Origin of the sequence: Streptococcus sp. HMSC072D05, from assembly GCF_001815805.1 — a bacterium.
GTDB lineage: Bacteria > Bacillota > Bacilli > Lactobacillales > Streptococcaceae > Streptococcus.
In genome coordinates, this window is sequence record NZ_KV821982.1 from 196814 (window position 1) to 220509 (window position 23696).

The following is a 23696-nucleotide window of genomic DNA, read 5'->3' on the forward strand; positions in this document are numbered from 1 at the left end:
AAAAAAGTTTTTATCCTCCTATCCGTCAGTTTATGACTTCAGGACCAGTAGTGGTGGGCATTCTATCAGGTCCGAAAGTGATTGAAACTTGGCGGACCATGATGGGGGCTACTCGTCCAGAAGAAGCTCTGCCAGGAACTATCCGAGGAGATTTTGCCAAGGCTGCAGGAGACAATCAAGCCATTCAAAATGTGGTTCACGGCTCCGATTCGGAAGCTTCTGCAAAACGTGAAATTGCTCTCTGGTTTAAGGATTAGACTGGTAAAAGAACAGTTCTGTGTACAACAGAGCTGTTTTTTGGTCAGTTGAGCACAAAAAAAGGACACTTGAGGCAGAAACAATCATTTCAAACTCCTCACAAGGTATAATCCCATATAGGGAGGGAAAAGAAATGGTAAAATCAATTCGCCTATTGTTGTTGATTGCAGTCATCCAGATTAGTTTTAGTAGTTGTCTATTATGGAAAGAATCCTTTTTATCTTTAAAACAGACCAATGCTTACTTTTTGATTTTGATAGTAGGAATTTCTGTTCTTTGTGCTGGGATAAATTATTTCCATACAGCAGACCAGTCTAGACATAGTATTTTACATGTTCAAAAGAAAGTGAGTCTTGTTTATTGCCTCCTTTTAGTAGTCAATCTTCTGGCAACCTGTCTGGTTCTCTCAGAAAGCATCCAAACCACTAGCAAATTGCAACAGGAATTGGTTGACCTCTTTTTACCCTCCTTCTTTTTCTTGCTAGGAGTAGATCTATTGATTTTCTTACCTTTTGATAAAATTTTTCGCGCTATAGAAAATCACCTAAATAAAAAGAAAACAGTCGTCATTTCCGTTCTAGCTACGATAGTTTTCTTGAGGAACCCCATAGTGATTTCCTCGATTCTTCTTTATATCAGTGTTGGTTTTCTATGCGCACGTTTCCTTTTTCCCAAATGTATTCAAAGGGAAATCTCCTTTTATGGGCACCTGATTCGGGATATCCTGTTTGTTTTTTCAATAGTTGTATTCTTTTAAGTGGAGGAGAATTTTTCAAAATTGTTATAGTAAGTCCATAAAGAAAATTCACACAAAAGAAAACTTTTTGGTATAATAGTAGCATGCACACAAAAAATGAAGAAGAGCTTCTAGCTCTCGGAGAAAGATTAGGTCATTTGCTTCAAAAAGACGATGTTCTGATCTTGACTGGAGAGTTGGGAGCGGGTAAAACAACCTTTACAAAAGGCCTTGCTAAGGGCTTGGATATCCGTCAAATGATTAAAAGTCCAACCTATACCATTGTCAGAGAGTACGAAGGGCGTTTGCCACTTTACCACTTGGATGTCTACCGTATCGAAGGTGATGCTGATTCTATTGACTTGGATGAGTTTCTCTTCGGTGGTGGTGTGACTGTTATTGAGTGGGGGCATCTTTTGGGTGAAGATTTACCAGATTCTTACTTGGAGTTGGAAATTTTGAAAGAAGCTGAGGGGCGTTGTCTTCATTTTACGGCTCATGGCTCTCGGGCTGAACAACTCATCAAGGAGCTTCAAGATGGAGTATGAGTTGTGTATTCGTGAGGCAGAGATTTCAGATGCTACAGCCTTAATTGCATTTTTAGATTGTGTCGGTCAAGAGACAGATTTTACCAGCTTGGATGAAAATGGCATCATGATGACAGCTTCTGAAATGGCTCTTTTTATCGAAAAACAAGCTGCATCAGAGAATCAAATTACTCTCCTCGCCTTACTGAATGATGAGATTGCAGGAGTCTTAAATATCACAGCGGACCAACATTTAAGAGTTCGACATATCGGTGATGTTTTTCTAGCAGTTCGCAGGAAATTCTGGAACCAAGGCTTGGCGACTATACTTCTAGAAGAAGGCATCGAGTGGGCTAAAGTCAGTGGCGTCTTGCGCCGTTTGCAACTCAGTGTACAAAAACGAAACGAGGCTGCGATCCACCTCTACTCAAAAATGGGATTTATCACAGAAGGCTTACAAGAAAGAGGAGCCTATTTAGCAGAAGGGATATTTTTAGATGTTTGTCTTATGGGCAAGCTGATAAATAAATAACGAGATGATTAAAAAATTAATTGGAATGGTGCTAGGTTTCCTAGCAGTAACAGTTTTAGGTGTAGCGGTTTATGGCTATACCATCTACCAACAGGGAACAGAAACCCTAAGTAAAAAGACTTACAAAAAAATCGGGGAAGAAACCAACGTTATCGAAGCGACGGAGCCTCTGACCATCCTCTTGATGGGGGTAGATACGGGAAATGTGGAACGTACAGACCCGTGGGCGGGAAATAGTGATTCCATGATTCTCCTGACGGTTAATCCCAAAACAAAGAAAACCACAATGATGAGTTTGGAACGGGATATTTTGACCAAGATTGAGACTGGAAACGGTCAAGTTCAGGAAGCCAAACTCAATGCGGCCTATGCTAATGGTGGTGCGGAACTTGCAATTTCTACTATTCAAAAGATGATGAATATCCACATTGACCGCTATGTGATGGTTAACATGCAGGGGCTTCAACAATTGGTGGATGCGGTTGGTGGAATTACCGTCAACAATACACTCGGTTTCCCAATTTCGATTGCTGACCAAGAGGAGTTTAATAAGATTTCTATCGGTGTTGGAGAACAAACCTTGAATGGGGAGGAAGCTCTGGTGTATTCACGGATGCGTTACCAAGACCCAGAGGGAGACTATGGTCGTCAAAAACGTCAACGTGAAGTTATTCAAAAGATCGTTGAGAAGGTTTTGAGCCTAAACAGTGTGAGTCATTATCAAGGTATCCTCAAAGCTTTGAGTGATAACATGCAGACCAATGTGGACTTGTCAGCTAAGAGCATTCCACAATTGCTCGGCTATCAAGATTCCTTCAAGAATATCGAAACGCATCAATTGCGTGGGGAAGATGCTGAGCTACAGGGAATTTCTTATCAGATTGTCACTTCAGAACATATGCTTGAAATGCAAAATCTCTTGCGTAGTTCACTAGGTAAAGAGCCGGTGACAGAATTGGAAACCAATGCGGTACTGTACGAAACAGCCTTTGGTCGGACAGCACCTTCAACCAGTACGAACGCTTCAAACGAAGAAGCAGAATAAGAAAAGAATCAAATCGTGGGAAATTTCCTGCGATTTTTTCAAAAAAATTCGAATAGATAAGTAGGAGGAAACATGAAAGCAGAAATTATTGCTGTTGGAACAGAAATTTTAACAGGGCAGATTGTCAATACCAATGCTCAGTTTTTATCAGAGAAACTAGCCGAAATCGGGGTAGATGTCTACTTCCAAACAGCTGTTGGAGATAATGAAGCTCGTCTTTTGTCCTTGCTTGAGATTGCGAGTCAACGTAGTAATCTTGTGATTTTGACAGGGGGCTTGGGACCAACCGAGGATGATTTGACCAAACAAACCCTGGCAAAATTTTTGGGAAAAGATCTAGTGTTTGACCCTCAAGCGCAAGAGAAACTGGATATTTTCTTTGCTCATAGACCTGACTATGCTCGGACACCGAATAATGAGCGCCAAGCCCAAATTGTAGAAGGGGCGACTCCACTGCCAAATGAGACAGGTTTAGCAGTAGGAGGGGTGTCGGAAGTGGATGGCGTGACCTACGTGGTCCTCCCGGGACCACCTAGTGAATTGAAACCTATGGTCTTAAATCAACTCTTACCTAAGTTAATGACTGGTACCAAGTTATACTCACGTGTGCTCCGTTTCTTTGGAATTGGGGAGAGTCAGTTGGTGACCATTTTGGCGGATTTGATTGACCATCAAACCGATCCGACTTTGGCGCCGTATGCCAAAACAGGAGAAGTGACCTTGCGCTTGTCTACAAAAGCAGTTAGTCAAGAAAAGGCTGATCAAGCACTGGATATCCTAGAAAATCAAATCTTGGATTGTCAAACTTTCGAGGGAATTTCTTTACGAGACATCTGTTATGGATATGGGGAAGAAACCAGCCTCGCAAGTGTCGTTGTAGAAGAACTTAAGAAAAGACAGAAAAGCATTACTGCAGCAGAGAGCTTAACGGCAGGCCTATTTCAGGCTACTTTAGCAGACTTTTCAGGTGTGTCAGCTATCTTTAATGGAGGATTTGTCACCTACAGCCTAGAGGAAAAGTCCAAGATGCTGGATATTTCCGAGCAAGAGCTGAAAGAACACGGGGTCGTTTCTGAGTTTACCGCTCGAAAAATGGCAGAGCAGGCACGTCTCAAGACTCAGTCTGACTACGGAGTTAGTTTGACGGGTGTGGCAGGACCAGATAGCCTAGAGGGGCATCCAGCTGGAACCGTCTTTATCGGCTTGGCGCATGCAAAAGGAACAGAGGTTATCAAGGCTAATATCGCAGGACGGAGCCGTGCAGATGTTCGTCATATTGCGGTTATGCATGCCTTTAACCTAGTTCGCAAGGCTTTATTAAGTGACTAAATTTTGGTATAATAAAAGATAGGTCTAAGGACCAGTAGAATATAGGAGAACAAAATGGCGAAAAAACCAACAAAAAAATTAGATGAAATCGGAAAAAAATTTGGAGCTGATCGTGAAAAAGCCTTGAACGATGCTCTTAAATTGATTGAGAAAGATTTCGGTAAAGGCTCAATCATGCGCTTGGGTGAGCGCGCGGAGCAAAAAGTTCAAGTGATGAGTTCAGGTTCATTGGCTCTTGACATTGCTCTTGGTTCAGGTGGTTATCCTAAAGGACGTATCATCGAAATCTACGGACCAGAATCATCTGGTAAAACAACAGTTGCCCTTCACGCTGTTGCGCAAGCTCAAAAAGAAGGGGGTATCGCTGCCTTTATCGATGCGGAACATGCCCTTGATCCAGCCTATGCTGCAGCCCTTGGTGTGAATATTGACGAATTGCTCTTGTCACAACCAGACTCAGGTGAGCAAGGTCTTGAAATTGCAGGGAAATTGATTGACTCAGGTGCCGTTGACCTCGTCGTTATCGACTCGGTTGCAGCCCTTGTACCTCGTGCAGAAATCGATGGGGACATTGGAGACAGCCACGTTGGTTTGCAGGCTCGTATGATGAGTCAAGCCATGCGTAAACTTGGAGCTTCTATCAATAAGACCAAAACGATTGCCATCTTTATCAACCAATTGCGTGAAAAAGTTGGGGTCATGTTTGGAAATCCAGAAACAACACCTGGTGGACGTGCTTTGAAATTCTACGCTTCAGTCCGTTTGGATGTTCGTGGAAGCACACAAATCAAGGGAACTGGTGACCAGAAAGATACCAATGTCGGTAAGGAAACCAAGATCAAGGTCGTGAAAAACAAGGTGGCTCCACCATTTAAGGAAGCCTTTGTTGAAATCATGTACGGAGAAGGGATTTCTAAAACTGGTGAGCTCTTGAAGATCGCAAGTGATCTCGATATCATCCAAAAAGCGGGAGCATGGTACTCTTACAAGGGTGAAAAAATCGGACAAGGATCTGAAAATGCTAAGAAATACTTGGCGGATCACCCAGAAATCTTTGATGCCATTGACCACCAAGTCCGTGTTCAATATGGCTTGATTGAGGATGAAGAAGGGACAACTCCTATCTCTGGCGCAGAAGATCTAGCACCTAACCAAGAAGTAACGCTTGACCTAGGCGACGGACTTGAAATCGAAATTGAAGATTAAAAATAAAAGCGGAGAAGTCTTTCTCTGCTTTTTATGTTTAATTATTAATTCTCCATAAGCTTCAAAAGCGTAATAAAAGAGTATTTAATCAAAAAAATTAAAAAAACTGTTGCAATTTTTTTAATTTGATGATAAAATTAAATCATTCTATAAAAAGGAGACTACTATAATGGGAAAACGCCTTGTTCGTAATGTACAAGACAAAAAGATTGCTGGAGTATGTGCTGGTATCGGTGACTACTTTAACATGGACCACACACTTGTTCGTGCACTTTGGATCATCTTCACCCTACTTGGTGGTTCTGGAATCTTAGCTTATGCTGTTCTCTACTTCCTTCTTCCAGAAGGCAATGCAGAAGCTTAAGCCATAGAGAGAATAAAAGTTTATTCTGATCAGTTGAAAATAAAAAATGCATGTAATCGTAGATTGCATGCATTTTTATATGTAGCTTCTATCGAAAAAGAGAGGTTCTTCACCAGATGGACAAGTCTTGTTTAATGGTCACTAAAACGACGATACTCTATATGAAAGTCAAAATAATGTTCATTTTGTAACTTTTGGAAGATATCGCGATAGGCCTCTTCGTCAAAATGGTCGCCACGATAGAGAATTTCAAAACTCAAACCATCGTACTCTAGAAAAGCGTTGGCTGTTTTGAAGCCATTTTGATGATAGAAATCCATGCGGGCCTTTCTCTGCTCCAAGTTATCGCATTCTTCATCCAATCGCTCGACTTCCAATAACATGGTTCGCTGGTAAAAATCAGTCAGCTTTTCGATGATTTCTTTTCCATATCCGTGGCTTCTCAAGTGGGGCATGATGGCAAAAAAACTGATATAGAAGGCCTTTGGATTGGAGATGGCAAAAGCAAATCCGACAAACTCTTCTTGGTTATAAAAAGCAAAAAAGTGGGCGTCTTCTCGGTCTTGATAGCGTAAAAATTCTGACAGAGGAACTCGTTCTTCCTCGGGGAATGCTTCCTTGTTTAGCTTTTCAACCTTATCCAGATCAGGAAATACATCGGTAATTAATTGACTGGTCAAACTCATAAGTGACCTCCTTTTCTTGATTATAGCAAATTGTCTCTCTGTAAGCAATTGATTGCAAACTTAGTAACAGAGCCTTGTCGCTCCTTTAGAAAGCTGATATAATAGCTTTATGAATAAGAAACGATCCGTGGACTTGATACATGGTCCTATTCTTCCTGCGCTGTTAAGCTTTGCCTTTCCAATCTTGCTGTCAAATATTTTCCAACAGCTTTATAATACAGCTGATGTCTTGATTGTTGGGCGATTTCTTGGCCAAGAATCCTTGGCTGCAGTAGGAGCTACTACAGCCATTTTTGACTTGATTATAGGCTTTACGCTTGGTGTTGGAAATGGCATGGGGATCGTCATTGCCCGCTATTATGGGGCTCGTAATTTCACCAAAATCAAGGAAGCGGTTGCTACAACCTGGATTTTAGGAGGGTTTCTCAGTGTTTTTGTTATGTTGATGGGCTTTGTCGGCCTGTATCCACTCTTGCAATATTTAGATACCCCTGCAGAAATACTTCCCCAGTCCTATCAATATATTTCCATGATTGTGACCTGTGTCGGAGTTAGTTTTGCCTATAATCTCTTTGCTGGCTTGTTGCGGTCTATTGGTGACAGTCTGGCTGCGCTTGGTTTTCTGATTTTCTCTGCTCTGGTCAATGTGATTCTCGATCTCTATTTTATTACGCAACTGCAACTGGGTGTTCAATCTGCGGGACTTGCTACCATTATTTCGCAAGGATTGTCAGCGGTTCTCTGTTTTTACTATATCCGTAAGAGTGTTCCAGAACTACTTCCTCAACTCAAGCATTTTAAATGGAACAAGGCCTTGTATGCGGATCTCTTGGAGCAAGGTTTGGCTATGGGTTTGATGAGTTCCATTGTGTCCATAGGTAGTGTGATTTTACAGTCTTCTGTCAATACTTTTGGAGCTGTGATTATTAGTGCTCAAACAGCAGCTAGACGCATTATGGCTTTTGCTCTGCTTCCGATGACGGCTATTTCTTCTGCTATGACGACCTTTGCCTCTCAAAATCTCGGGGCCAAGCGACCAGACCGCATAGTTCAAGGCCTTGGTGTTGGGAGTCGTTTGAGCATGTTCTGGGCAGGTTTTATTTGTATTTTCCTCTTTTTTGCCAGTCCTAGCTTGGTTTCCTTCTTGGCCAGTTCGACGGATGGATACTTGGTAGAAAATGGTAGTCTTTACCTGCAAATCAGTTCAGTCTTTTATCCGATTTTGAGCCTTTTGCTGATTTATCGGAATTGCTTGCAGGGATTGGGGCAGAAAGTCCTTCCTCTAGTTTCCAGCTTTATAGAACTAATCGGGAAAATTGTTTTTGTAGTTTTGATTATCCCTTGGGCAGGCTATAGGGGAGTTATCCTTTGTGAACCCCTTATCTGGGTTGCCATGACCACCCAACTGTACTTTTCACTTTTCCGCCATCCCCTGATAAAAGAAGGCAAGGCAATCTTGGCAGCCAAAGGACAATCCTAGCTGGATTTGCTGAATAAAATCCATTTCCTCTAGTGAAAATCGAAAAAACTTGTGTTATAATAAGAAAGATTAAAATGTGAAAAAAGGAGATTCCTAATGGGACGTAAATGGGCCAATATCGTAGCCAAGAAAACGGCTAAAGATGGAGCTAACTCTAAAGTATATGCAAAATTTGGTGTAGAAATCTATGTAGCAGCTAAAAAAGGTGATCCAGACCCAGAATCAAACACTGCTTTGAAATTCGTTATCGACCGTGCGAAACAAGCCCAAGTGCCAAAACACGTTATCGATAAAGCGATTGATAAAGCAAAAGGAAACACAGACGAAACCTTTACAGAAGGACGTTACGAAGGTTTTGGACCAAATGGTTCTATGTTGATTGTGGATACCTTGACTTCAAACGTCAACCGTACCGCAGCCAATGTCCGTGCAGCTTTTGGTAAAAACGGCGGAAACATGGGTGCTTCAGGTTCAGTTTCATACCTCTTTGATAACAAGGGTGTGATCGTATTTGCGGGTGAGGACGCTGATGCAGTCTTTGAGCAATTGCTAGAAGCAGATGTGGATGTGGACGATGTAGAAGCAGAAGAAGGAACAATCACTGTTTACACAGCTCCAACAGACCTTCACAAGGCTATCGTTGCCCTTCGTGAGTCTGGTATCGAAGAATTCCAAGTGACTGAATTGGAAATGATTCCTCAGTCTGAAGTGGAATTGTCAGGCGAAGACCTTGAAACCTTTGAAAAACTTTACAGCGTTCTTGAGGACGACGAAGACGTACAAAAGATCTACACAAACGTAGATGGATTCTAATAGAAAAACGAACAGTTTTACTAGCTGTTCGTTTTTTTGATATTTGAACTTAGACTCTGGTTTCAGAATCGTTTTGTTTCTTGCTTTTTTCTAGACCTAGACCAACTGCATGTTTTTGGACGAGCAAGAGCTGCCCATTGTCATCTTTTGCAAAAGTTAAGGTAACAGTCTTGATCTTGTCACCAATGGAGATATAGGTGATTTTTCTCGTATCATAGCCTCCGATAGTGGAGTCAAACTCGGAGTCTGGTAGTCCGTGTTTTTTGATAATATCCTTGTAGTTGGTACCACCTTTTCCTTTGTTATCAAGGTCACCTTCGATTAAGGCGTCGAACTGTTCCTGGGTCCAGGTGAAGTTATCGTCTTCTTCCTCCTCTGGGATGGAATAGGCGCTATCATCTGTCAAGTCGCTTTCTTCTTCGCGCTCCATTGAGGCACTTGCCTCGCTGTAGGAACGGTTAAACTCCCTGATAAACTCTTTGTAGACATTAGCGTACAGTACTTGGGTCGTAAAGAAAAGTACAACAGAAGCAACTGCGAGGGATGTTCCGATAATGGCCATGGTTTTCCGTTTTTTGAGATTGACGATAAGGCCGATAATCCCCAAGATAAATGCGACAATGGCGATGAAAAATGATAGATAGTTAATAAATGGAATCCAGGACCCTAAAAGTGCGATGGCTCCAAAAATGGTTGCTAAGATTCCTAAAACTCTTTGTTCTTCTGGTTTCATTTGAAAGCTTTCTCCCTTCATCGAGTGAATGGATTTCTATCCACAGTAGTTAGTGCTTATTATAGAAAAAATATTGCCTAATGTCAATTTAAACCAAGATAGTTCTCATAGAAACTTTTTTCTTGACATCTTTTCTGAAAATGGTAAAATAGTTCTCATGGTAACTTAATTAGTTCTCCAGAGAACTATATTTATCGTAAGAAAGGAGCAATCATGGACAAGCCGATGTTAATGTTCAAACGTTTTGGGCACCAGGTTCATCTGATGGTACAGAAAGAAGCCAAGCGATGTGGCATTGAATTTATGGGTGGACCGCAAGGGCAGGTTCTGCGTTTTTTAGATCATTGTGAACAAAAAGAGGAACTGGTCTTGATTAAGGATATCGAGCAGGAACTCAATATTACCAAATCTGTGGCGAGTAATCTAGTCAAGCGCATGGTACAAAATGGTTTGGTCGAGTTAGAGGCGAGCCCCAGCGATAAGCGGGCAAAATTTGTTCGCCTGACGGAGAAATCGCGTTCGCAGATGCAAAAAGTTAAAGCTTTTTTTGATCGGATCGATCAGAGTCTGCTAGAGGGGGTTTCAAAGTCAGACTTGGCAATCTTTGAAAAGGTACTCGGGCAATTGCAAGAAAATGTTGAGAAGATAGGAGGAGAGAATGAAGAAACTCGCTAAACGTATTACAGGAAAAGAGTGGGGAATGATCGTCCTTACGATTCTGTTCACTTGTTTCTCGGTCTATCTAGAGTTAGAGGTACCGACCTACATTTCGCAAATTACAGAATTACTGGGAACGTCAGGGACACAGATGGATGCACTCTGGTCACCAGCTGCGAAGATGATTGGTTTGTCTTTATTGGCTTTCTTTTCATCTGTTATGGTTGGTTTCTTTGCCGCTCGCGTTGCAGCATCCTATACAACCCATCTACGTAGAGACGTATTTCATCGTGTTTTAGATTTTTCGCAGACAGAGATCAAGCGCTTTTCAATCCCAAGTCTTTTGACTCGGACGACCAATGATATTACCCAGGTACAGATGCTCTTTACCATGGGCTTGCAAGTGGTTACTCGTGGGCCAATTATGGCTATCTGGGCCATTGGAAAAATCCTTGGAAAATCGGAATACTGGCTCTGGGCGGTCGTTGTGGCTGTTATTGTCAATGTCTTGATGACTACCGTTCTCATGACTCTGGCCTTTCCAAAACAATCTGTTATCCAAAAATTGACAGATAAACTCAATAGCATCACTCGTGAAAGTTTGACTGGGATTCGAGTTGTTCGTGCATACAATGCGGAAGATTACCAAGATAAGAAATTTGAAGCAGCCAACGATGAGGTAACACGTCTCAATCTCTTTGTCAATCGTTTGATGGCCATTATGAATCCCATTATGATGGCGATTTCCAGTGGACTAAGTTTAGCTATTTACTGGATTGGTGCCTATATCATCAACGATGCAAGTTTGGCAGAACGTCTGCCACTCTTTAGTGATATGGTGGTCTTCATGTCCTATGCTATGCAGGTCGTGATGGGATTCCTTCTCATGGGAGCACTCTTTATCGTTCTTCCTCGTACCTTGGTTTCGGCAGGACGTATCAATCAAGTATTGGATCTGCATTCTTCTATTGAAAATCCTAGTCATGCACAGACAGCGGATCCTTCAGTTCAAGGACAAGTGGAATTCCGTGATGTGACTTTCCGTTACTCTAAAAACTCTGAAGCAGTCGTGGAACATGTCACTTTCAAAGCAGAAGCGGGTCAAACCGTAGCCTTCATCGGATCGACTGGATCAGGTAAGTCTACGCTTGTCAACCTCTTGCCACGTTTTTACGACGTTTCTGATGGAGAAATCCTAGTGGATGGTGTCAATGTGCAAGATTATGACTTGGAAGATTTGCGCAATAAGGTAGGCTATATTCCACAAAAAGCTGTACTCTTTTCTGGAGATGTCAAGGGGAACTTGGACTTTGGTAAGAGCAAAGAAACTCCTCTGAGCGAGGCTGCTATGTGGCAAGCTCTTGAATTGGCCCAGTCTAAAGCATTTATCGAGGACAAGGAAGCAGGTCTTGCATCAGAAGTAGCCCAAGGTGGAACCAACTTCTCAGGAGGTCAAAGACAGCGTCTGGCCATTGCGCGTGCCTTGGCTCGTAAACCAGAGATTCTCATCTTTGATGACTCTTTCTCAGCCTTGGACTACAAGACAGATCGTGTCCTTCGCCAAGAGCTAGCTGAGAAAACAAAATCCATGACCAAGCTCATTGTAGCGCAACGGATTTCTACCATTATGGATGCTGACCTGATCTTGGTTTTGGATCAAGGTAAAGTCGTGGGACAAGGCACCCACAAGGAACTTCTTGCAACCAACGAAGTCTACCAAGAAATTGCCTACTCACAACTATCGAAGGAGGAATTGGAACATGGAAAATAAAAAAGTTTCGGTCTGGAAACAGTGCAAACCTTATATGGCAGGCCTCCAACTCCCTCTCCTAATAGCAGTTGTGGCTGCAGTCATTTCAAGCATAATCACCGTTTATGGTCCAACTAAGATTAAGGAAATTACCAACTTGATTTCAGATGGCTTGGCTACAGAAATCGACCTGGTAGCTGTGTCAAACATTGCTAGCTTTTTAGTGATTCTCTATGTATTTGGCGCTATCCTTAATTATACACAGGCCTATATCTTTTCAACGAGCATTCAGCATTTTTCAAAACGCTTGCGGACGGCAATCGCTGAAAAAATCAATCGTTTGCCGCTTGGCTATTTTGACCGTCATTCACAAGGAGACACCCTTTCGCGCGTGACCAATGATGTGGATACAGCAGCGCAATCTCTCAACCAAAGTCTAGGGACAGTTCTTTCAGCTAGTTTCTTGTTGATTGCTGTCTTGGTGACCATGTTTGGGATGAACTGGATTTTAGCTCTCGTAACAGTGGTCTCTACGCTTGTTGGTTTTGCGGCGGTTTCCGTAATCATGGCCAAGTCACAGGGTTATTTTAAAGCCCAACAAAATAATCTAGCAGCCGTCAATGGTTATGTGGAAGAGATGTACTCTGGCCATAATGTAGTGACCAGCTACAACGCAGTGGACACCTCCAAAGCGAGATTTGCAGGGTTAAACCAAGACTTGCATGACAGTATCTGGAAATCTCAGTTTATCTCTGGTATCATGATGCCAGCCATGTTCTTTGTTGGGAACTTTAGTTATGTCTTAGTCATCATCGTTGGTGCCGCGCTGGCGTTAGAAGGGCATATCACGATAGGGATTATCGTAGCCTTTATGGTTTACGTACGGACCTTCTCCCAACCTCTGTCACAGATTGCCCAAGGGATTACGAGCCTGCAACAAGCGAGTGCAGCCATGACTCGTGTATTAGAATTTCTAGCTGAAGCAGAGATGCAAGATGAATCTCGTAAGGAAAGACAATTGAGCAACATGAAAGGGGAAGTAGTCTTTGATCATGTGTCCTTTGGATATACACCAGAGCGCACCATTATCCATGACTTTTCTGCGACAGCTCATGCAGGTCAGAAGGTTGCTATTGTTGGACCGACTGGGGCTGGGAAGACAACCATTGTCAATCTTTTGATGAAGTTCTATGAGCTAGATAAGGGAAGTATCCGTATCGATGGTGTCGATACCAAGGACATGAAGCGTTCGGAAGTACACGATGCCTTTTCAATGGTCTTGCAGGATACTTGGCTCTTTGAAGGAACCATTCGAGAGAACCTGATCTATAATCAGACAGACATCAGTGATGAACGAATGATAGAAGCTAGCAAGGCAGTGGGAATCCACCACTTTATCATGACTTTGCCAGATGGCTACGATACTGTTTTGGATGACACCGTGACCTTGTCTGTTGGACAGAAACAGCTCTTGACCATTGCTCGTGCCCTTCTCAAAGATGCACCGCTCTTGATTTTGGATGAAGCGACATCTTCAGTCGACACACGTACAGAGGAGTTGATTCAAAAAGCTATGGACCGTTTGATGGAAGGACGCACATCCTTTGTCATCGCCCACCGCTTGTCAACTATTCGTAATGCCGATTTGATTCTTGTCATGAAAGATGGCAATATCATCGAGCAAGGCAATCATGAGGAACTAATGGCGCAAGGTGGCTTCTACGCTGACTTGTACAATAGTCAATTTACAGAAGACGAAGCAGAAGAATAAATCAAAAGAAGGCTTGACGGCCTTCTTTTTCTGCACTATACTAGAAGATAAACGTCTCACCTGTAGACGAAAACAAGGTAATGAATGAGAAATTTAATGAAAAATTATCAAGAATGGTATAGCAACCTTAGCTCCAAACTAACTAGCCATCCCACCCTTTTATTTCTATTGCTTAATTTCAATCGTTTGATGACAGTCGCCATGCCCTTGGTCTATCTGACTTTGCTAGTCATCACTTGCCTGCAACTAGGACTTGGTCAGCAGGTTGGGGTTTATGTGCTTATTCCTGCATCAGGCTTTGTGATCTTGTCCCTTTTTCGTAAGAAAATCAACCACCCGCGGCCTTATGAAACTTGGGATATCTGTCCCCTGCTTGAAAAAGATAGCTCGGGACAGTCGATGCCCAGTCGCCATGTTTTTTCGGCAACTATCATCTCCATGGCCTGTCTGCATGCTAGTCTACCTGTTGGCTTAGCATGCTTGCTCTTCTCAGCTTTGCTGGGCTTGGTGAGGGTTTTAGGGGGCGTTCATTATCCCAAGGATGTCTTGGTTGGCTATGCTTGTGGTCTGGTGTGGGGATTCCTTTTCTTCCTATTCTGACATGTAAGTTAAGCTAGTCCTACAACCACTTACTGCTTCAAATTGACCACTTGCTTTTTGCCCTTGTATTCCTAACTTAGCTTTGATATAGTAGAGTCAGAAAGGAGATGTGATGAAGTTACGAATTGAGATTGATGGCAATTTAGAGGAGACTGAAATTGTCATCAAGACCCCCACTTTGACAGATGAAATTGCAGATTTGCAACGACTTTTGCAAGAGTCAAAGGCTCCGAGGTTGACTTTTTACAAGGGGACAGGTGAATATTATCTAGACCTGTCAGAAATTCTCTTCTTTGAAACAGAAGGGAGTAAGATTTATGCTCATAACCAGAAGGAAGCCTATGAAGTTCGCCTCAAGCTCTATGAGTTGGAGTCCATCTTACCTCGCTATTTCAGTCGAGTGTCCAAGTCAACGATCGCAAACATCCGTCAGATTTACTCAGTGGATAAGTCCTTTTCAGGAACGGGCACCATTTCCTTTTATCAGACGCACAAGGAGGTTCATGTCTCACGACATTACCAATCCCTCCTAAAAGAAAATCTAAGAAACATGAGGTAAAAAACATGAAAAAGAAAGCATTTGGTATTGTTTTATTGGTTTTAGCAGCTTGGATCTTGCTGCAAGGGAATTTTGGAATTCCTTCTTTGGATGGCAAGATATGGCCTTTGATTGGTATCGCCTTTTTTGCTTACCAATCAGTTGAAGCTTTGCTTCGTCGTCATCTAACATCAGCAGTTTTTACCGCTCTAGTAGCCTTAATGATTGCGAATCATTTTTATAACATTCTTCCTATTCCAAACCAGTCTTTGTTTTGGGCTAGTATCTTAGCAGTGCTAGGTGTTGGTTATCTGACGCATTCAAGTAAGTTCTGGAATGAAAAAAAATGGTGGTACGATGGGAAAAAAACAGTCGTCACGGATAAGGAAGTCGCTTTTGGTAGCGGGACCTTCTATAAGCAAGATCAAGATCTCGTAGATGACCAAGTGGAAGTCGCTTTTGGGGATGCTAAAATCTACTATGATAATGCAGAGATGCTAGGTGATTTTGCGACTTTAAATATTGAAGTGGCCTTCGGGAATGCAACCGTCTATGTTCCGCAACACTGGCGTGTCGATTTGAAAGTAGAAACCTCCTTTGGTGCAGCTAAGGCAGATGCTCCTGTAGCACCAACCAGCAAAACCTTGATTATCCGCGGGGAAGTCGCTTTTGGTAAACTTGGAGTTGTTTACGTTAAATAAAAAAAAGTCTCCGAATTTCCTTGCCAAAATAGAGAAAGTGTGATAACATAGTACGGTATGTGGTGCTAGCACATCCGCTATATTAGATCTAATAGGAGGAAAACACAATGGCTAAAGTATGTTACTTTACAGGTCGTAAGACTGTATCAGGAAACAACCGTTCACACGCGATGAACCAAACAAAACGTGCCGTAAAACCAAACCTTCAAAAAGTTACTGTTCTTATCGATGGTAAACCTAAAAAAGTTTGGGCTTCAGCTCGTGCTTTGAAATCAGGTAAAGTTGAACGCGTTTAATAAAAATGAAAAGACCTAACTGGTCTTTTTCTTTTGCTCTAAGGATAAAATCATTTGAAAAATAGAGTAAATATCCGCCGATACAGCATTCTGCTTTTACACTTGGGCTGAAATATGATAAAATAGAGTATCAACTAGTTGAGGTAAAAAAAATGACTGTAAAAATTAATACAAAAGATGGTCAAATCGAACTGACAGATGAAGTGATTGCAACCGTAGTAGGTGGTGCCGCAACTGAGATTTTTGGTGTGGTCGGTATGGCTAGTAAAAATGCCCTCAAAGACAATTTCCAAGCCCTTCTTGGTAAGGAAAATTATTCTAAGGGTGTTGTTATAAAAGCAGCCGAAGATGGTAGCATTGCAGTTGATGTTTATACCGTATTGAGCTACGGAGTAAAGATAAGCGAAGTGTCAAAAAACATTCAAGAGCGTGTTCGTTTTAGTTTAGAAAATCAACTAGGAATTACTGCTCAGACTGTGAATGTCTACATTCAAAATATCAAAGTTGTAGGAGAATAATCGTGTCAAAAATTACTACCAGTTTATTCCAAGAGATGGTGCAGGCTGCATCAACTCGTTTGAATAAGCAAGCAGAATATGTCAATTCATTAAACGTCTTTCCAGTTCCAGATGGAGATACTGGGACAAACATGGGAATGACCATTGAGAATGGTGCGAAAGAAGTAGCAGACAAGCCTGCTTCTACAGTTGGAGAAGTAGCGAGCATTCTTGCCAAAGGACTCTTGATGGGTGCGCGTGGGAACTCAGGGGTTATCACTTCTCAGCTCTTCCGTGGCTTCTCTCAGGCTATCAAGGAAAAAGATGAATTAACAGGTCAAGACTTGGCTCTTGCCTTCCAATCCGGTGTCGAAGTAGCTTATAAAGCGGTTATGAAACCAGTTGAAGGGACCATTTTGACTGTTTCTCGTGGAGCGGCTATTGGGGCTAAGAAAAAAGCCGAGGAGACAGATGATGCTGTTGAGGTCATGCGTGCAGCCTTGGAAGGTGCAAAAGCAGCTTTGGCTAAGACACCAGAAATGCTTCCAGTCCTTAAGGAAGTTGGTGTGGTAGACTCAGGTGGTCAAGGTTTGGTCTTCATCTACGAAGGATTCCTTTCAGCTCTTACTGGTGAATACAGTGCTTCTGAAGACTTTGTAGCGACTCCTGCCAACATGAGTGAAATGATTAATGCAGAGCACCATAAGTCTGTGGCTGGACATGTTGCAACTGAGGATATTACCTTTGGTTACTGTACAGAGATTATGGTAGCCCTCAAACAAGGTCCAACTTATTCTAAGGACTTTGACTATGATGAATTCCGTAACTACTTTAATGACTTAGGCGACTCTCTACTTGTTGTCAATGATGATGAAATCGTCAAAGTTCACGTCCATACAGAAGATCCAGGTCTTGTCATGCAAGAAGGTCTCAAATATGGTAGCTTGATTAAGGTAAAAGTGGACAACATGCGTAACCAACACGAGGCGCAAGTTGAAAAAGAAGCAACTCAAGGAAACAAGCCTGCTGAAACAAAAGAGTATGCCCTTATCGCAGTAGTAGCTGGTCAAGGTTTAGCAGATATCTTCCGTGCCCAAGGTGTGGATTATGTTATCGAAGGCGGGCAGACGATGAACCCTTCAACAGAAGACTTTATCAAGGCTGTTGAACAGGTCAATGCTCGCAACATCATCTTCTTGCCAAACAACAAAAATATCTTTATGGCAGCTCAGTCTGCGGCTGAAGTGCTTGAACAACCTGCTGTTGTGGTAGAAGCACGTACAATTCCTCAAGGATTGACCAGTCTTCTTGCCTTTGACCCAAGCAAATCAATCGAAGAAAACCAAGAACGCATGACTGCAGCCCTTGGTGATGTCGTAAGCGGTAGTGTAACAACTGCTGTTCGTGATACAACTATCGATGGATTAGCAATTCATGAAAATGACAATCTTGGTATGGTTGATGGAAAAATTCTCGTGTCAAACCCTGACATGCACCAAACCTTGACTGAAACTTTGAAGCATATGTTGGACGAAGATAGTGAAATCGTGACTTTCTATGTCGGTGAAGACGGAAGCGAAGAACTTGCCAATGAAATTGCCCAAGAAATCGCAGAAGAATTTGAAGATGTTGAAGTAGAGATTCACCAAGGTCAACAACCCGTATATCCATATCTTTTCAGTGTGGAATAATCGTGAAAATGGAGTAAAAACAACAGAAGGAAGCTGGTTTTACAGCTTCCTTTTTCTATGCAAATGGAGTTATAAAGAAATTTCTGTAGAAATGAACATTCTATTGGAAATTCTATGTATGATAAGTTATAATGATAAAGCTGTTATGTTAGATTAAGTATGAATATAAAGGAGAAATGATGAAGAAAAAATTTTTTAATCAATCTTTTTCCCGCTTTTCAATTAGAAAGTTAAGTGTTGGGACCTGTTCGGTATTGCTAGGAACCTTTATGGTGATGGCTACTTCTCCAGTGCAAGCGGATGAAGCTCAAGTCAACAATAAGGAACAACAAACGCAGGCGGAAATTCAACAGAAGGAAAAAAGTGCTGAGAATGGACAGGAAGTCATTTCTGAGCCTCAAAAAGTGGTAACACAGAACGAAGCGGTTAAGGAGCTGGAGGATAAAGCTGAACCGTCCAAAACAGAAGTATCTGCACCAGTCTCTCAGAGCCGACCAGTTTCTCAAGTTGACAATACGAAGGAAGCGAGTCAGCCTTCTTTAGATGAGGAGAAAAAGCAATCTCTAGAATCAACTCAAACTGAGCAGAAAAGCAAGGAAGAAAGTGGCTCTAGCGGGAAAACTTCTTCTAGGCGCAAGAGATCGCTAGATGAAGTCAATGCAGAATTTAAAACTCATTCGCCAATCAAAGATATCCATGCTGTAGATAGTGTTCGTGAGTCCTTGACTTTTAGTATTACTGGACACGAAGCAGATTATTCTGGTGGGTATATCAAAATTCATTTCCAAAATGGGAAGGCTATTAAATTGACCCCTTCTCCAGTTGGTGGTGTAAAGTTCAGCCAAGAAAAAACGAATGGGGACCTTGATTTAAAGATAGAACCTGCAAATCTGAGAGGTGGAGCAAACTATAACTTCGTCTATACTTTTCAGATAGATCCTTTGACTCAGAACTGGGGAGGTGCTGTCCAAGCCATTGGGCCAGACCATAAGGTGACCGCAACTGCTAAGCTCTATGACAAAAATGGCAATGTCCTCAAAGAACTTGGAAGCATTGAACACACATGGAAAGTCTTAGAAAACGGGGTGGGTGGCCTGACTCCAATGTCTGGCAATCAGGTCATTGGCTACGATCGAAATAACGATGGTATTGTCGACGATGATTCATCGGTCGTGTCCTACTATCTATTTAACGGTGCGAAAGATCCTAAGAATAATACGGTAAGAAATGATTACTTCAACTATGGAAATGGTGTCTTTGATGGTCGTATGATCAATGGTATGGGGATTAGTGATGTCGGAGGGCATATCATTGATCCTGTCACTTCTTATACCTATAATATAGAGTTAAAAGAAGGTTATGAATTGACAGATGAAGCTAAAGCTCTAGGATGGACTGCCGATGCGACGGGTTACCATCTGACGATTAACAGAGCTAACAATCCGCTTCAAGATATTAATAACAATAAAAATAAGCTCATTCCAATTTCTTTCAAGTTAAAGAATGCCAAAGTAGCAGATATCAATAGAAAAGCGCAAAACTTTACTGTGACGGGTATCTATACAAAAGCAGATGGAACTAGCTATCAAAATACGGCCGTTCTGCCTTATGCTCTCTTTGTTCAAAAAACAGACCAGCCAGAGTCTTCTCTCTTTGAATATAGACACTATAATCAGTCTGACTCGGAGATAATTCGTTCCTATGGTGAAACAGAATACCGTTCTAATGTTCGACTTTCATCAGTCGCAGAGGTTGAAAAAGATTATCCTATCAATGACTACACTGTCACTCATAAAATACAGGATTCACGAGAGTCTTATCGAGAAGTCAATGCGATTGAGGATCGTTATTGGAATGAATTTTTCTCCTCACCGGATGCATCCGTAGAAGTATACAATAAAGCTACAGGTGAGTTGTTAGGGACTTTTAATAGTAACACCCGTAGTCTACGATTGACGGAAGAGCAAGATGTGAAGGAACTGGAGTACAAGTTTAAAAATATCAAGATGAGGAAGTCCTCGACAAATGATACTTCGGCATTTTTTTTCCAGACCAAAACACGTTTTAATAATTGGGAAAGTCTCTATAAAGATTCGACGATTCGTAAGTTGGATTCTAGAACGGATTTCACTTTTAAGAATACTAGCAACACTGTTTCCTTCTCTCAAACGGCTTCAGCCGAATTGACGCGTGTTATCCAGCAAATTTCGATGGTTGGACGTCGTCGGACAGATGTTTTCAACCGACATACAGATGCTTCTGGTTTTAAGGAAGATTTTATCACAAGGACTGCGGGTAAAGACACCCCTACTCAGAACTTCGCAAACTTGACGGGAGTTTACCATCTGGCTTATTTGGCTGATCCACAATTAAACTTTAGTGGGAGTCCTAATTTTAAGGTTTATTATAATTACAAAGATACTGGGAAAACTCTCTACTATGCCCAAGTAAAGGGGACTCCAGACTCCCCTATGCCTGCAACACTTTTGAAGTTAGAAAACAAGACGATTCCAAATGGGACCTACACCTATAAAGCGATTGCTTTTTGGGACGAGGAACTTCCTGACGTTCAAGCTCAGAATGGCTACGACTTAGGGGAGCTTGATGGCATTACAGTTACCTCGAAAAATTCAGTTTCTTATGACTTCGATGTGATCGTACAGGCTTCTGAAGCGAGTGGTGTCTACTCTGAAGTGAAGAGAGCTACAAACCAACACTTTGCCTACAATACCCAAGAGCACTATCCTGGCGATGAGATTGATTTCAGAGTGACCTATAAAAACGCAGCGAAACAGCCTGTTTCAGATGTCTATGTTTTGTCATCCCTGCCGATGAAAGGTGATAAACAGCTAGAATCCAGAAATCGTGGTTCTGGATTTACAGTGAGTTTGACAAAAGCTTTAACACCACCTTCAGGCTGGGAAGTTCAATATAGTCGTACTGCAGGCACTGCTGCAGAAATTAGTGCTTCACAATGGCTCACAGCAGATCAAGTGTCGGATTGGTCAGAGATTCGTGCAGTTCGTTGGCATTCGACTGCTCCGGTTGCTGCTGGAAGCAGGGTTCAGTTTAACATTGATGGAGCAGTTATCGGGCAAGATACTGCCCCAGGTGCTACGGCTTATCTTTCTTCGGCATTGGCAAATGGCAGTTCCAAGTACACTGAGTCCAATAATGTTTCAATCCAAATGTCTACCAAACTGTCATCTGCAAGTTTTACCTTTGTGGATGTAAATGATCCATCTAAGGAAGTACAACTAGGACAGGTAGACACAGTTGTAGGCAAACCTAATGGACCAATTTCTTATGATCCTGATCGTCGAATTAAGGAATTAGAAGATGCAGGATATGAACTGATTAGTAACGATTTTACAGATCATAACTTTGGTGACTTGGCTAGCCCAAGACAATTCAAGTTTCAGTTTAGACATAAGATTACAGAACTAACCGAAACTGTTCGTGGAACTCGTGAAATTAATTATGAGTATTACAGAAAAGCAAAAAATCCTGATTTATCGCTTCTTCCTCCCAGACATGTAGAATCCCATTCGTTTACTCGAACCAAGAGAATCGATCAGGTTTTGGCAAAAATGCATCCAAATGATGCGACAGCAGGTGTGACATACTCAGCCTGGTCTGCAGACCAAACTTGGTCTCAAGTGATTTCGCCTGAAATTCCTGGCTATTACCCAGGTGAAGATATTGACGCAAATACATTGTCGGGAGATGAGGCTCTTGATCAATATTGGATTAGTGCGATAAATCCGAGCGATGAAGAGTTGGAAAAAGAATTCTCTTGGGATAGGTTGGTGTATTATGTTCCGCTTCCAGTTGTACCTTCAGCAAGTGCAGCGAAATCTAAAGGCTTTCAAGGGCAGAAGCAGGCAGCGACGATTCAATTTGATGAGGATAGAGCAAGCGAGAGCGAGGTCCACTTTACAAAAGGGACAACAACCATTAATGGAGCAAAGAAATCCGTTGAACTAGTCCAAAGTAGTGTCTTTCTTTATGATGAGAATGGACAAAAGGTAACTTCGCTAACCATTGCCGACCAAGGGACGTACGATTTAGATCTTGTAAATAAAACAATTGTCTTTACTCCACTGAAAACCTTCTATGGTCCGGCAACTCCAGTTCGAGTTGGAGTGGTGGATAAAAATGGGGAGTCGGCTGTAACGACCTATACCCCAGTTGTTGAGAAAGTAACTCCGACTGGTTCAGGTGATAAGACAGAAGGACTTCAAGGTCAAGTCCAAGAAGGTAAAGTGACCTTCACTCCTGGCCATGCCTCAGTTCCATTCCCAGCTGATTCAACTCCACTATTTGACAACGGTACAACTGTGAAGGAAGTGCCAAATGTTGGTAAGTTTGAAGTGGACGCAGAAGGCAAAGTGACCTTCACTCCGGACAAGCAGTTCAAGGGTGAAACACCAGAACTTGAATTGACTCGTGTGGATGCCAACGGAACTCCTGTTACTGTCAAGTACCAAGCGGTGGTGAAAGAAGTAGTTCCAACCAGCACTAACGCAACCAGCACAGGTCCTCAGGGTGTTCCACAAACAGGCACTCCAAGCTTTCAAGGTGGTGACCCACTTGTTCCAATCGATGAAGCAGTTGAACCAACCTTCGCAGAAGGCAATCCATTGGTTCCAATTGATGATACGAAACCAATGACTTTCGAAGATGGACAGTCAACGAAAACAGTTCCAGGTGTAGGTGAATACAGCATCAATCCAGATGGCTCTATCACCTTTACTCCAGAAAAACAATATGTTGGCACACCAGATCCAGTCACAGTCAAACGAGTAGATAAGAATGGAACAGAAGTCACTGCGACCTATACCCCAACAGTGACTAAGGTAACCCCAACAGGAACTGGCGTAACGAGCACGGGTCCTCAGGGTGTTCCACAAACAGGAACTCCAAGCTTCCAAGGTGGTGATCCACTGGTTCCAATCGATGAAACAATTGAGCCAACTTTCGAAGATGGAAGCAAGGAGAAGACTATTCCAGGTCAAGGAACCTACACGATTGCGCCAGATGGTACAGTGATCTTCACACCAGACAAGCAGTTTGTCGGAAACCCAGATCCAGTCACAGTCAAACGCGTAGATAAGAATGGCACCCCAGTTACTGCGACTTACAGTCCAGAGCTTACTAAGGTAACACCAACTGGTACGGGAGATAAGACAGAAGGCCTTCAAGGTCAGGTTCAAGAAGGTAAAGTGACTTTCACCCCAGGTCATGACTTAGTTCCATTCCCAGCAGATTCGACTCCACTATTTGACAATGGTACAACTGTGAAAGAAGTGCCAAATGTTGGTAAGTTCGAAGTGGATGCAGACGGTAAGGTGACCTTCACTCCAGACAAGCAGTTCAAGGGTGAAACACCAGAGCTCGAATTGACTCGAGTGGATGCCAACGGAACTCCTGTTACCGTTAAGTACCAAGTAGTAGTGAAAGAAGTAGTTCCAACCAGCACTAAC

General features: G+C 42.3%; 22 protein-coding genes. 20 read left to right on the top strand and 2 right to left on the bottom strand.

Annotation, left to right across the window (positions count from 1 at the left end; all coding sequences use genetic code 11):
* The 8 genes from HMPREF3057_RS00960 to HMPREF3057_RS00995 all read left to right on the top strand — a co-directional run.
* The coding region (locus tag HMPREF3057_RS00960; RefSeq protein WP_306806720.1) for a nucleoside-diphosphate kinase at positions 1-257 on the top strand (257 nt) is incomplete at its 5' end.
* 134 nt (positions 258-391) lie between these two features.
* Positions 392-1015, top strand: coding sequence for a hypothetical protein (locus HMPREF3057_RS00965; protein ID WP_049520827.1), 624 nt, complete (start codon positions 392-394; stop codon positions 1013-1015).
* A gap of 83 nt (positions 1016-1098) precedes the next feature.
* Positions 1099-1542: a tRNA (adenosine(37)-N6)-threonylcarbamoyltransferase complex ATPase subunit type 1 TsaE gene (gene tsaE / locus HMPREF3057_RS00970; RefSeq protein WP_000556959.1), complete on the top strand. Its 444-nt coding sequence runs from the start codon at positions 1099-1101 to the stop codon at positions 1540-1542.
* The gene (locus HMPREF3057_RS00975) at positions 1532-2053 is read left to right on the top strand and encodes a GNAT family N-acetyltransferase (protein WP_070696026.1); all 522 of its coding nucleotides are present in this window, start codon (positions 1532-1534) and stop codon (positions 2051-2053) included. The genes tsaE and HMPREF3057_RS00975 overlap by 11 nt, the downstream gene beginning before the upstream one ends.
* A 4-nt stretch (positions 2054-2057) precedes the next feature.
* Positions 2058-3098 (top strand): glycopolymer--peptidoglycan transferase LytR, encoded by a 1041-nt coding sequence (locus tag HMPREF3057_RS00980; RefSeq protein WP_000592175.1) that lies wholly within the window; start codon positions 2058-2060, stop codon positions 3096-3098.
* A gap of 72 nt (positions 3099-3170) precedes the next feature.
* On the top strand, positions 3171-4427 hold the full coding sequence (locus HMPREF3057_RS00985; protein ID WP_070696028.1) for a competence/damage-inducible protein A: 1257 nt from the start codon (positions 3171-3173) through the stop codon (positions 4425-4427).
* Between the two features lie 54 nt (positions 4428-4481).
* Positions 4482-5633 (top strand): recombinase RecA, encoded by a 1152-nt coding sequence (gene recA / locus HMPREF3057_RS00990; protein ID WP_070696030.1) that lies wholly within the window; start codon positions 4482-4484, stop codon positions 5631-5633.
* A gap of 169 nt (positions 5634-5802) precedes the next feature.
* Positions 5803-5997, top strand: coding sequence for a PspC domain-containing protein (locus tag HMPREF3057_RS00995; protein WP_049477431.1), 195 nt, complete (start codon positions 5803-5805; stop codon positions 5995-5997).
* 131 nt (positions 5998-6128) lie between these two features.
* Here HMPREF3057_RS00995 and HMPREF3057_RS01000 read toward each other — a convergent pair whose 3' ends face one another.
* Positions 6129-6683, bottom strand: coding sequence for a GNAT family N-acetyltransferase (locus HMPREF3057_RS01000; protein WP_070656881.1), 555 nt, complete (start codon positions 6681-6683; stop codon positions 6129-6131).
* Positions 6684-6792: 109 nt separating this feature from the next.
* On the opposite strand from HMPREF3057_RS01000, the gene HMPREF3057_RS01005 reads away from it, so the two are divergent.
* On the top strand, positions 6793-8163 hold the full coding sequence (locus HMPREF3057_RS01005) for an MATE family efflux transporter (RefSeq protein ID WP_070696032.1): 1371 nt from the start codon (positions 6793-6795) through the stop codon (positions 8161-8163).
* Positions 8164-8259: 96 nt separating this feature from the next.
* Positions 8260-8976, top strand: a complete 717-nt coding sequence (locus HMPREF3057_RS01010) for a YebC/PmpR family DNA-binding transcriptional regulator (protein ID WP_000532894.1) — start codon at positions 8260-8262, stop codon at positions 8974-8976.
* A gap of 49 nt (positions 8977-9025) precedes the next feature.
* On the opposite strand, the gene HMPREF3057_RS01015 is transcribed toward HMPREF3057_RS01010, so the two are convergent.
* On the bottom strand, positions 9026-9730 hold the full coding sequence (locus tag HMPREF3057_RS01015) for a CD20-like domain-containing protein (RefSeq protein WP_070696034.1): 705 nt from the start codon (positions 9728-9730) through the stop codon (positions 9026-9028).
* A 192-nt stretch (positions 9731-9922) separates the two neighbouring features.
* Between HMPREF3057_RS01015 and HMPREF3057_RS01020 the strand changes: the two genes are divergently transcribed.
* From HMPREF3057_RS01020 to HMPREF3057_RS01065, 10 genes are all read left to right on the top strand, one after another.
* Positions 9923-10384 carry a MarR family winged helix-turn-helix transcriptional regulator gene (locus HMPREF3057_RS01020; protein WP_000360526.1) on the top strand — a complete coding sequence of 154 codons (462 nt, stop codon included), beginning with the start codon at positions 9923-9925 and terminating at the stop codon, positions 10382-10384.
* The gene (locus HMPREF3057_RS01025) at positions 10368-12137 is read left to right on the top strand and encodes an ABC transporter ATP-binding protein (protein WP_070696035.1); all 1770 of its coding nucleotides are present in this window, start codon (positions 10368-10370) and stop codon (positions 12135-12137) included. The genes HMPREF3057_RS01020 and HMPREF3057_RS01025 overlap by 17 nt, the downstream gene beginning before the upstream one ends.
* A complete protein-coding gene (locus HMPREF3057_RS01030) occupies positions 12127-13887 on the top strand; it encodes an ABC transporter ATP-binding protein (protein WP_070696037.1) in 1761 nt (586 codons plus the stop codon). Before HMPREF3057_RS01025 ends, HMPREF3057_RS01030 begins: the two co-directional genes overlap by 11 nt.
* Before the next feature lie 96 nt (positions 13888-13983).
* Positions 13984-14487 carry a phosphatase PAP2 family protein gene (locus HMPREF3057_RS01035; RefSeq protein ID WP_000800953.1) on the top strand — a complete coding sequence of 168 codons (504 nt, stop codon included), beginning with the start codon at positions 13984-13986 and terminating at the stop codon, positions 14485-14487.
* Positions 14488-14599: 112 nt separating this feature from the next.
* Positions 14600-15046, top strand: coding sequence for a LytTR family DNA-binding domain-containing protein (locus tag HMPREF3057_RS01040; RefSeq protein ID WP_000776591.1), 447 nt, complete (start codon positions 14600-14602; stop codon positions 15044-15046).
* Between the two features lie 5 nt (positions 15047-15051).
* The gene (locus HMPREF3057_RS01045) at positions 15052-15726 is read left to right on the top strand and encodes a LiaF transmembrane domain-containing protein (RefSeq protein ID WP_000725733.1); all 675 of its coding nucleotides are present in this window, start codon (positions 15052-15054) and stop codon (positions 15724-15726) included.
* A gap of 107 nt (positions 15727-15833) precedes the next feature.
* A complete protein-coding gene (rpmB, locus tag HMPREF3057_RS01050) occupies positions 15834-16022 on the top strand; it encodes a 50S ribosomal protein L28 (protein ID WP_001140948.1) in 189 nt (62 codons plus the stop codon).
* Positions 16023-16174: 152 nt separating this feature from the next.
* Complete coding sequence (locus tag HMPREF3057_RS01055) at positions 16175-16540, top strand: Asp23/Gls24 family envelope stress response protein (protein WP_000216434.1); 366 nt, start codon at positions 16175-16177, stop codon at positions 16538-16540.
* A gap of 2 nt (positions 16541-16542) precedes the next feature.
* A complete protein-coding gene (locus tag HMPREF3057_RS01060) occupies positions 16543-18210 on the top strand; it encodes a DAK2 domain-containing protein (protein ID WP_070696039.1) in 1668 nt (555 codons plus the stop codon).
* A 176-nt stretch (positions 18211-18386) separates the two neighbouring features.
* A partial coding sequence (locus tag HMPREF3057_RS01065; RefSeq protein WP_070696041.1) for a YSIRK-type signal peptide-containing protein occupies positions 18387-23696 on the top strand: 5310 nt, incomplete at its 3' end.

Coding starts and splice junctions, on each gene's coding strand:
- HMPREF3057_RS00965 (WP_049520827.1), top strand. CDS start 392: ATGGTAAAATCAATTCGCCTATTGTTGTTGATTGCAGTCATCCAGATT.
- tsaE (WP_000556959.1), top strand. CDS start 1,099: ATGCACACAAAAAATGAAGAAGAGCTTCTAGCTCTCGGAGAAAGATTA.
- HMPREF3057_RS00975 (WP_070696026.1), top strand. CDS start 1,532: ATGGAGTATGAGTTGTGTATTCGTGAGGCAGAGATTTCAGATGCTACA.
- HMPREF3057_RS00980 (WP_000592175.1), top strand. CDS start 2,058: ATGATTAAAAAATTAATTGGAATGGTGCTAGGTTTCCTAGCAGTAACA.
- HMPREF3057_RS00985 (WP_070696028.1), top strand. CDS start 3,171: ATGAAAGCAGAAATTATTGCTGTTGGAACAGAAATTTTAACAGGGCAG.
- recA (WP_070696030.1), top strand. CDS start 4,482: ATGGCGAAAAAACCAACAAAAAAATTAGATGAAATCGGAAAAAAATTT.
- HMPREF3057_RS00995 (WP_049477431.1), top strand. CDS start 5,803: ATGGGAAAACGCCTTGTTCGTAATGTACAAGACAAAAAGATTGCTGGA.
- HMPREF3057_RS01000 (WP_070656881.1), bottom strand. CDS start 6,683: ATGAGTTTGACCAGTCAATTAATTACCGATGTATTTCCTGATCTGGAT.
- HMPREF3057_RS01005 (WP_070696032.1), top strand. CDS start 6,793: ATGAATAAGAAACGATCCGTGGACTTGATACATGGTCCTATTCTTCCT.
- HMPREF3057_RS01010 (WP_000532894.1), top strand. CDS start 8,260: ATGGGACGTAAATGGGCCAATATCGTAGCCAAGAAAACGGCTAAAGAT.
- HMPREF3057_RS01015 (WP_070696034.1), bottom strand. CDS start 9,730: ATGAAGGGAGAAAGCTTTCAAATGAAACCAGAAGAACAAAGAGTTTTA.
- HMPREF3057_RS01020 (WP_000360526.1), top strand. CDS start 9,923: ATGGACAAGCCGATGTTAATGTTCAAACGTTTTGGGCACCAGGTTCAT.
- HMPREF3057_RS01025 (WP_070696035.1), top strand. CDS start 10,368: ATGAAGAAACTCGCTAAACGTATTACAGGAAAAGAGTGGGGAATGATC.
- HMPREF3057_RS01030 (WP_070696037.1), top strand. CDS start 12,127: ATGGAAAATAAAAAAGTTTCGGTCTGGAAACAGTGCAAACCTTATATG.
- HMPREF3057_RS01035 (WP_000800953.1), top strand. CDS start 13,984: ATGAAAAATTATCAAGAATGGTATAGCAACCTTAGCTCCAAACTAACT.
- HMPREF3057_RS01040 (WP_000776591.1), top strand. CDS start 14,600: ATGAAGTTACGAATTGAGATTGATGGCAATTTAGAGGAGACTGAAATT.
- HMPREF3057_RS01045 (WP_000725733.1), top strand. CDS start 15,052: ATGAAAAAGAAAGCATTTGGTATTGTTTTATTGGTTTTAGCAGCTTGG.
- rpmB (WP_001140948.1), top strand. CDS start 15,834: ATGGCTAAAGTATGTTACTTTACAGGTCGTAAGACTGTATCAGGAAAC.
- HMPREF3057_RS01055 (WP_000216434.1), top strand. CDS start 16,175: ATGACTGTAAAAATTAATACAAAAGATGGTCAAATCGAACTGACAGAT.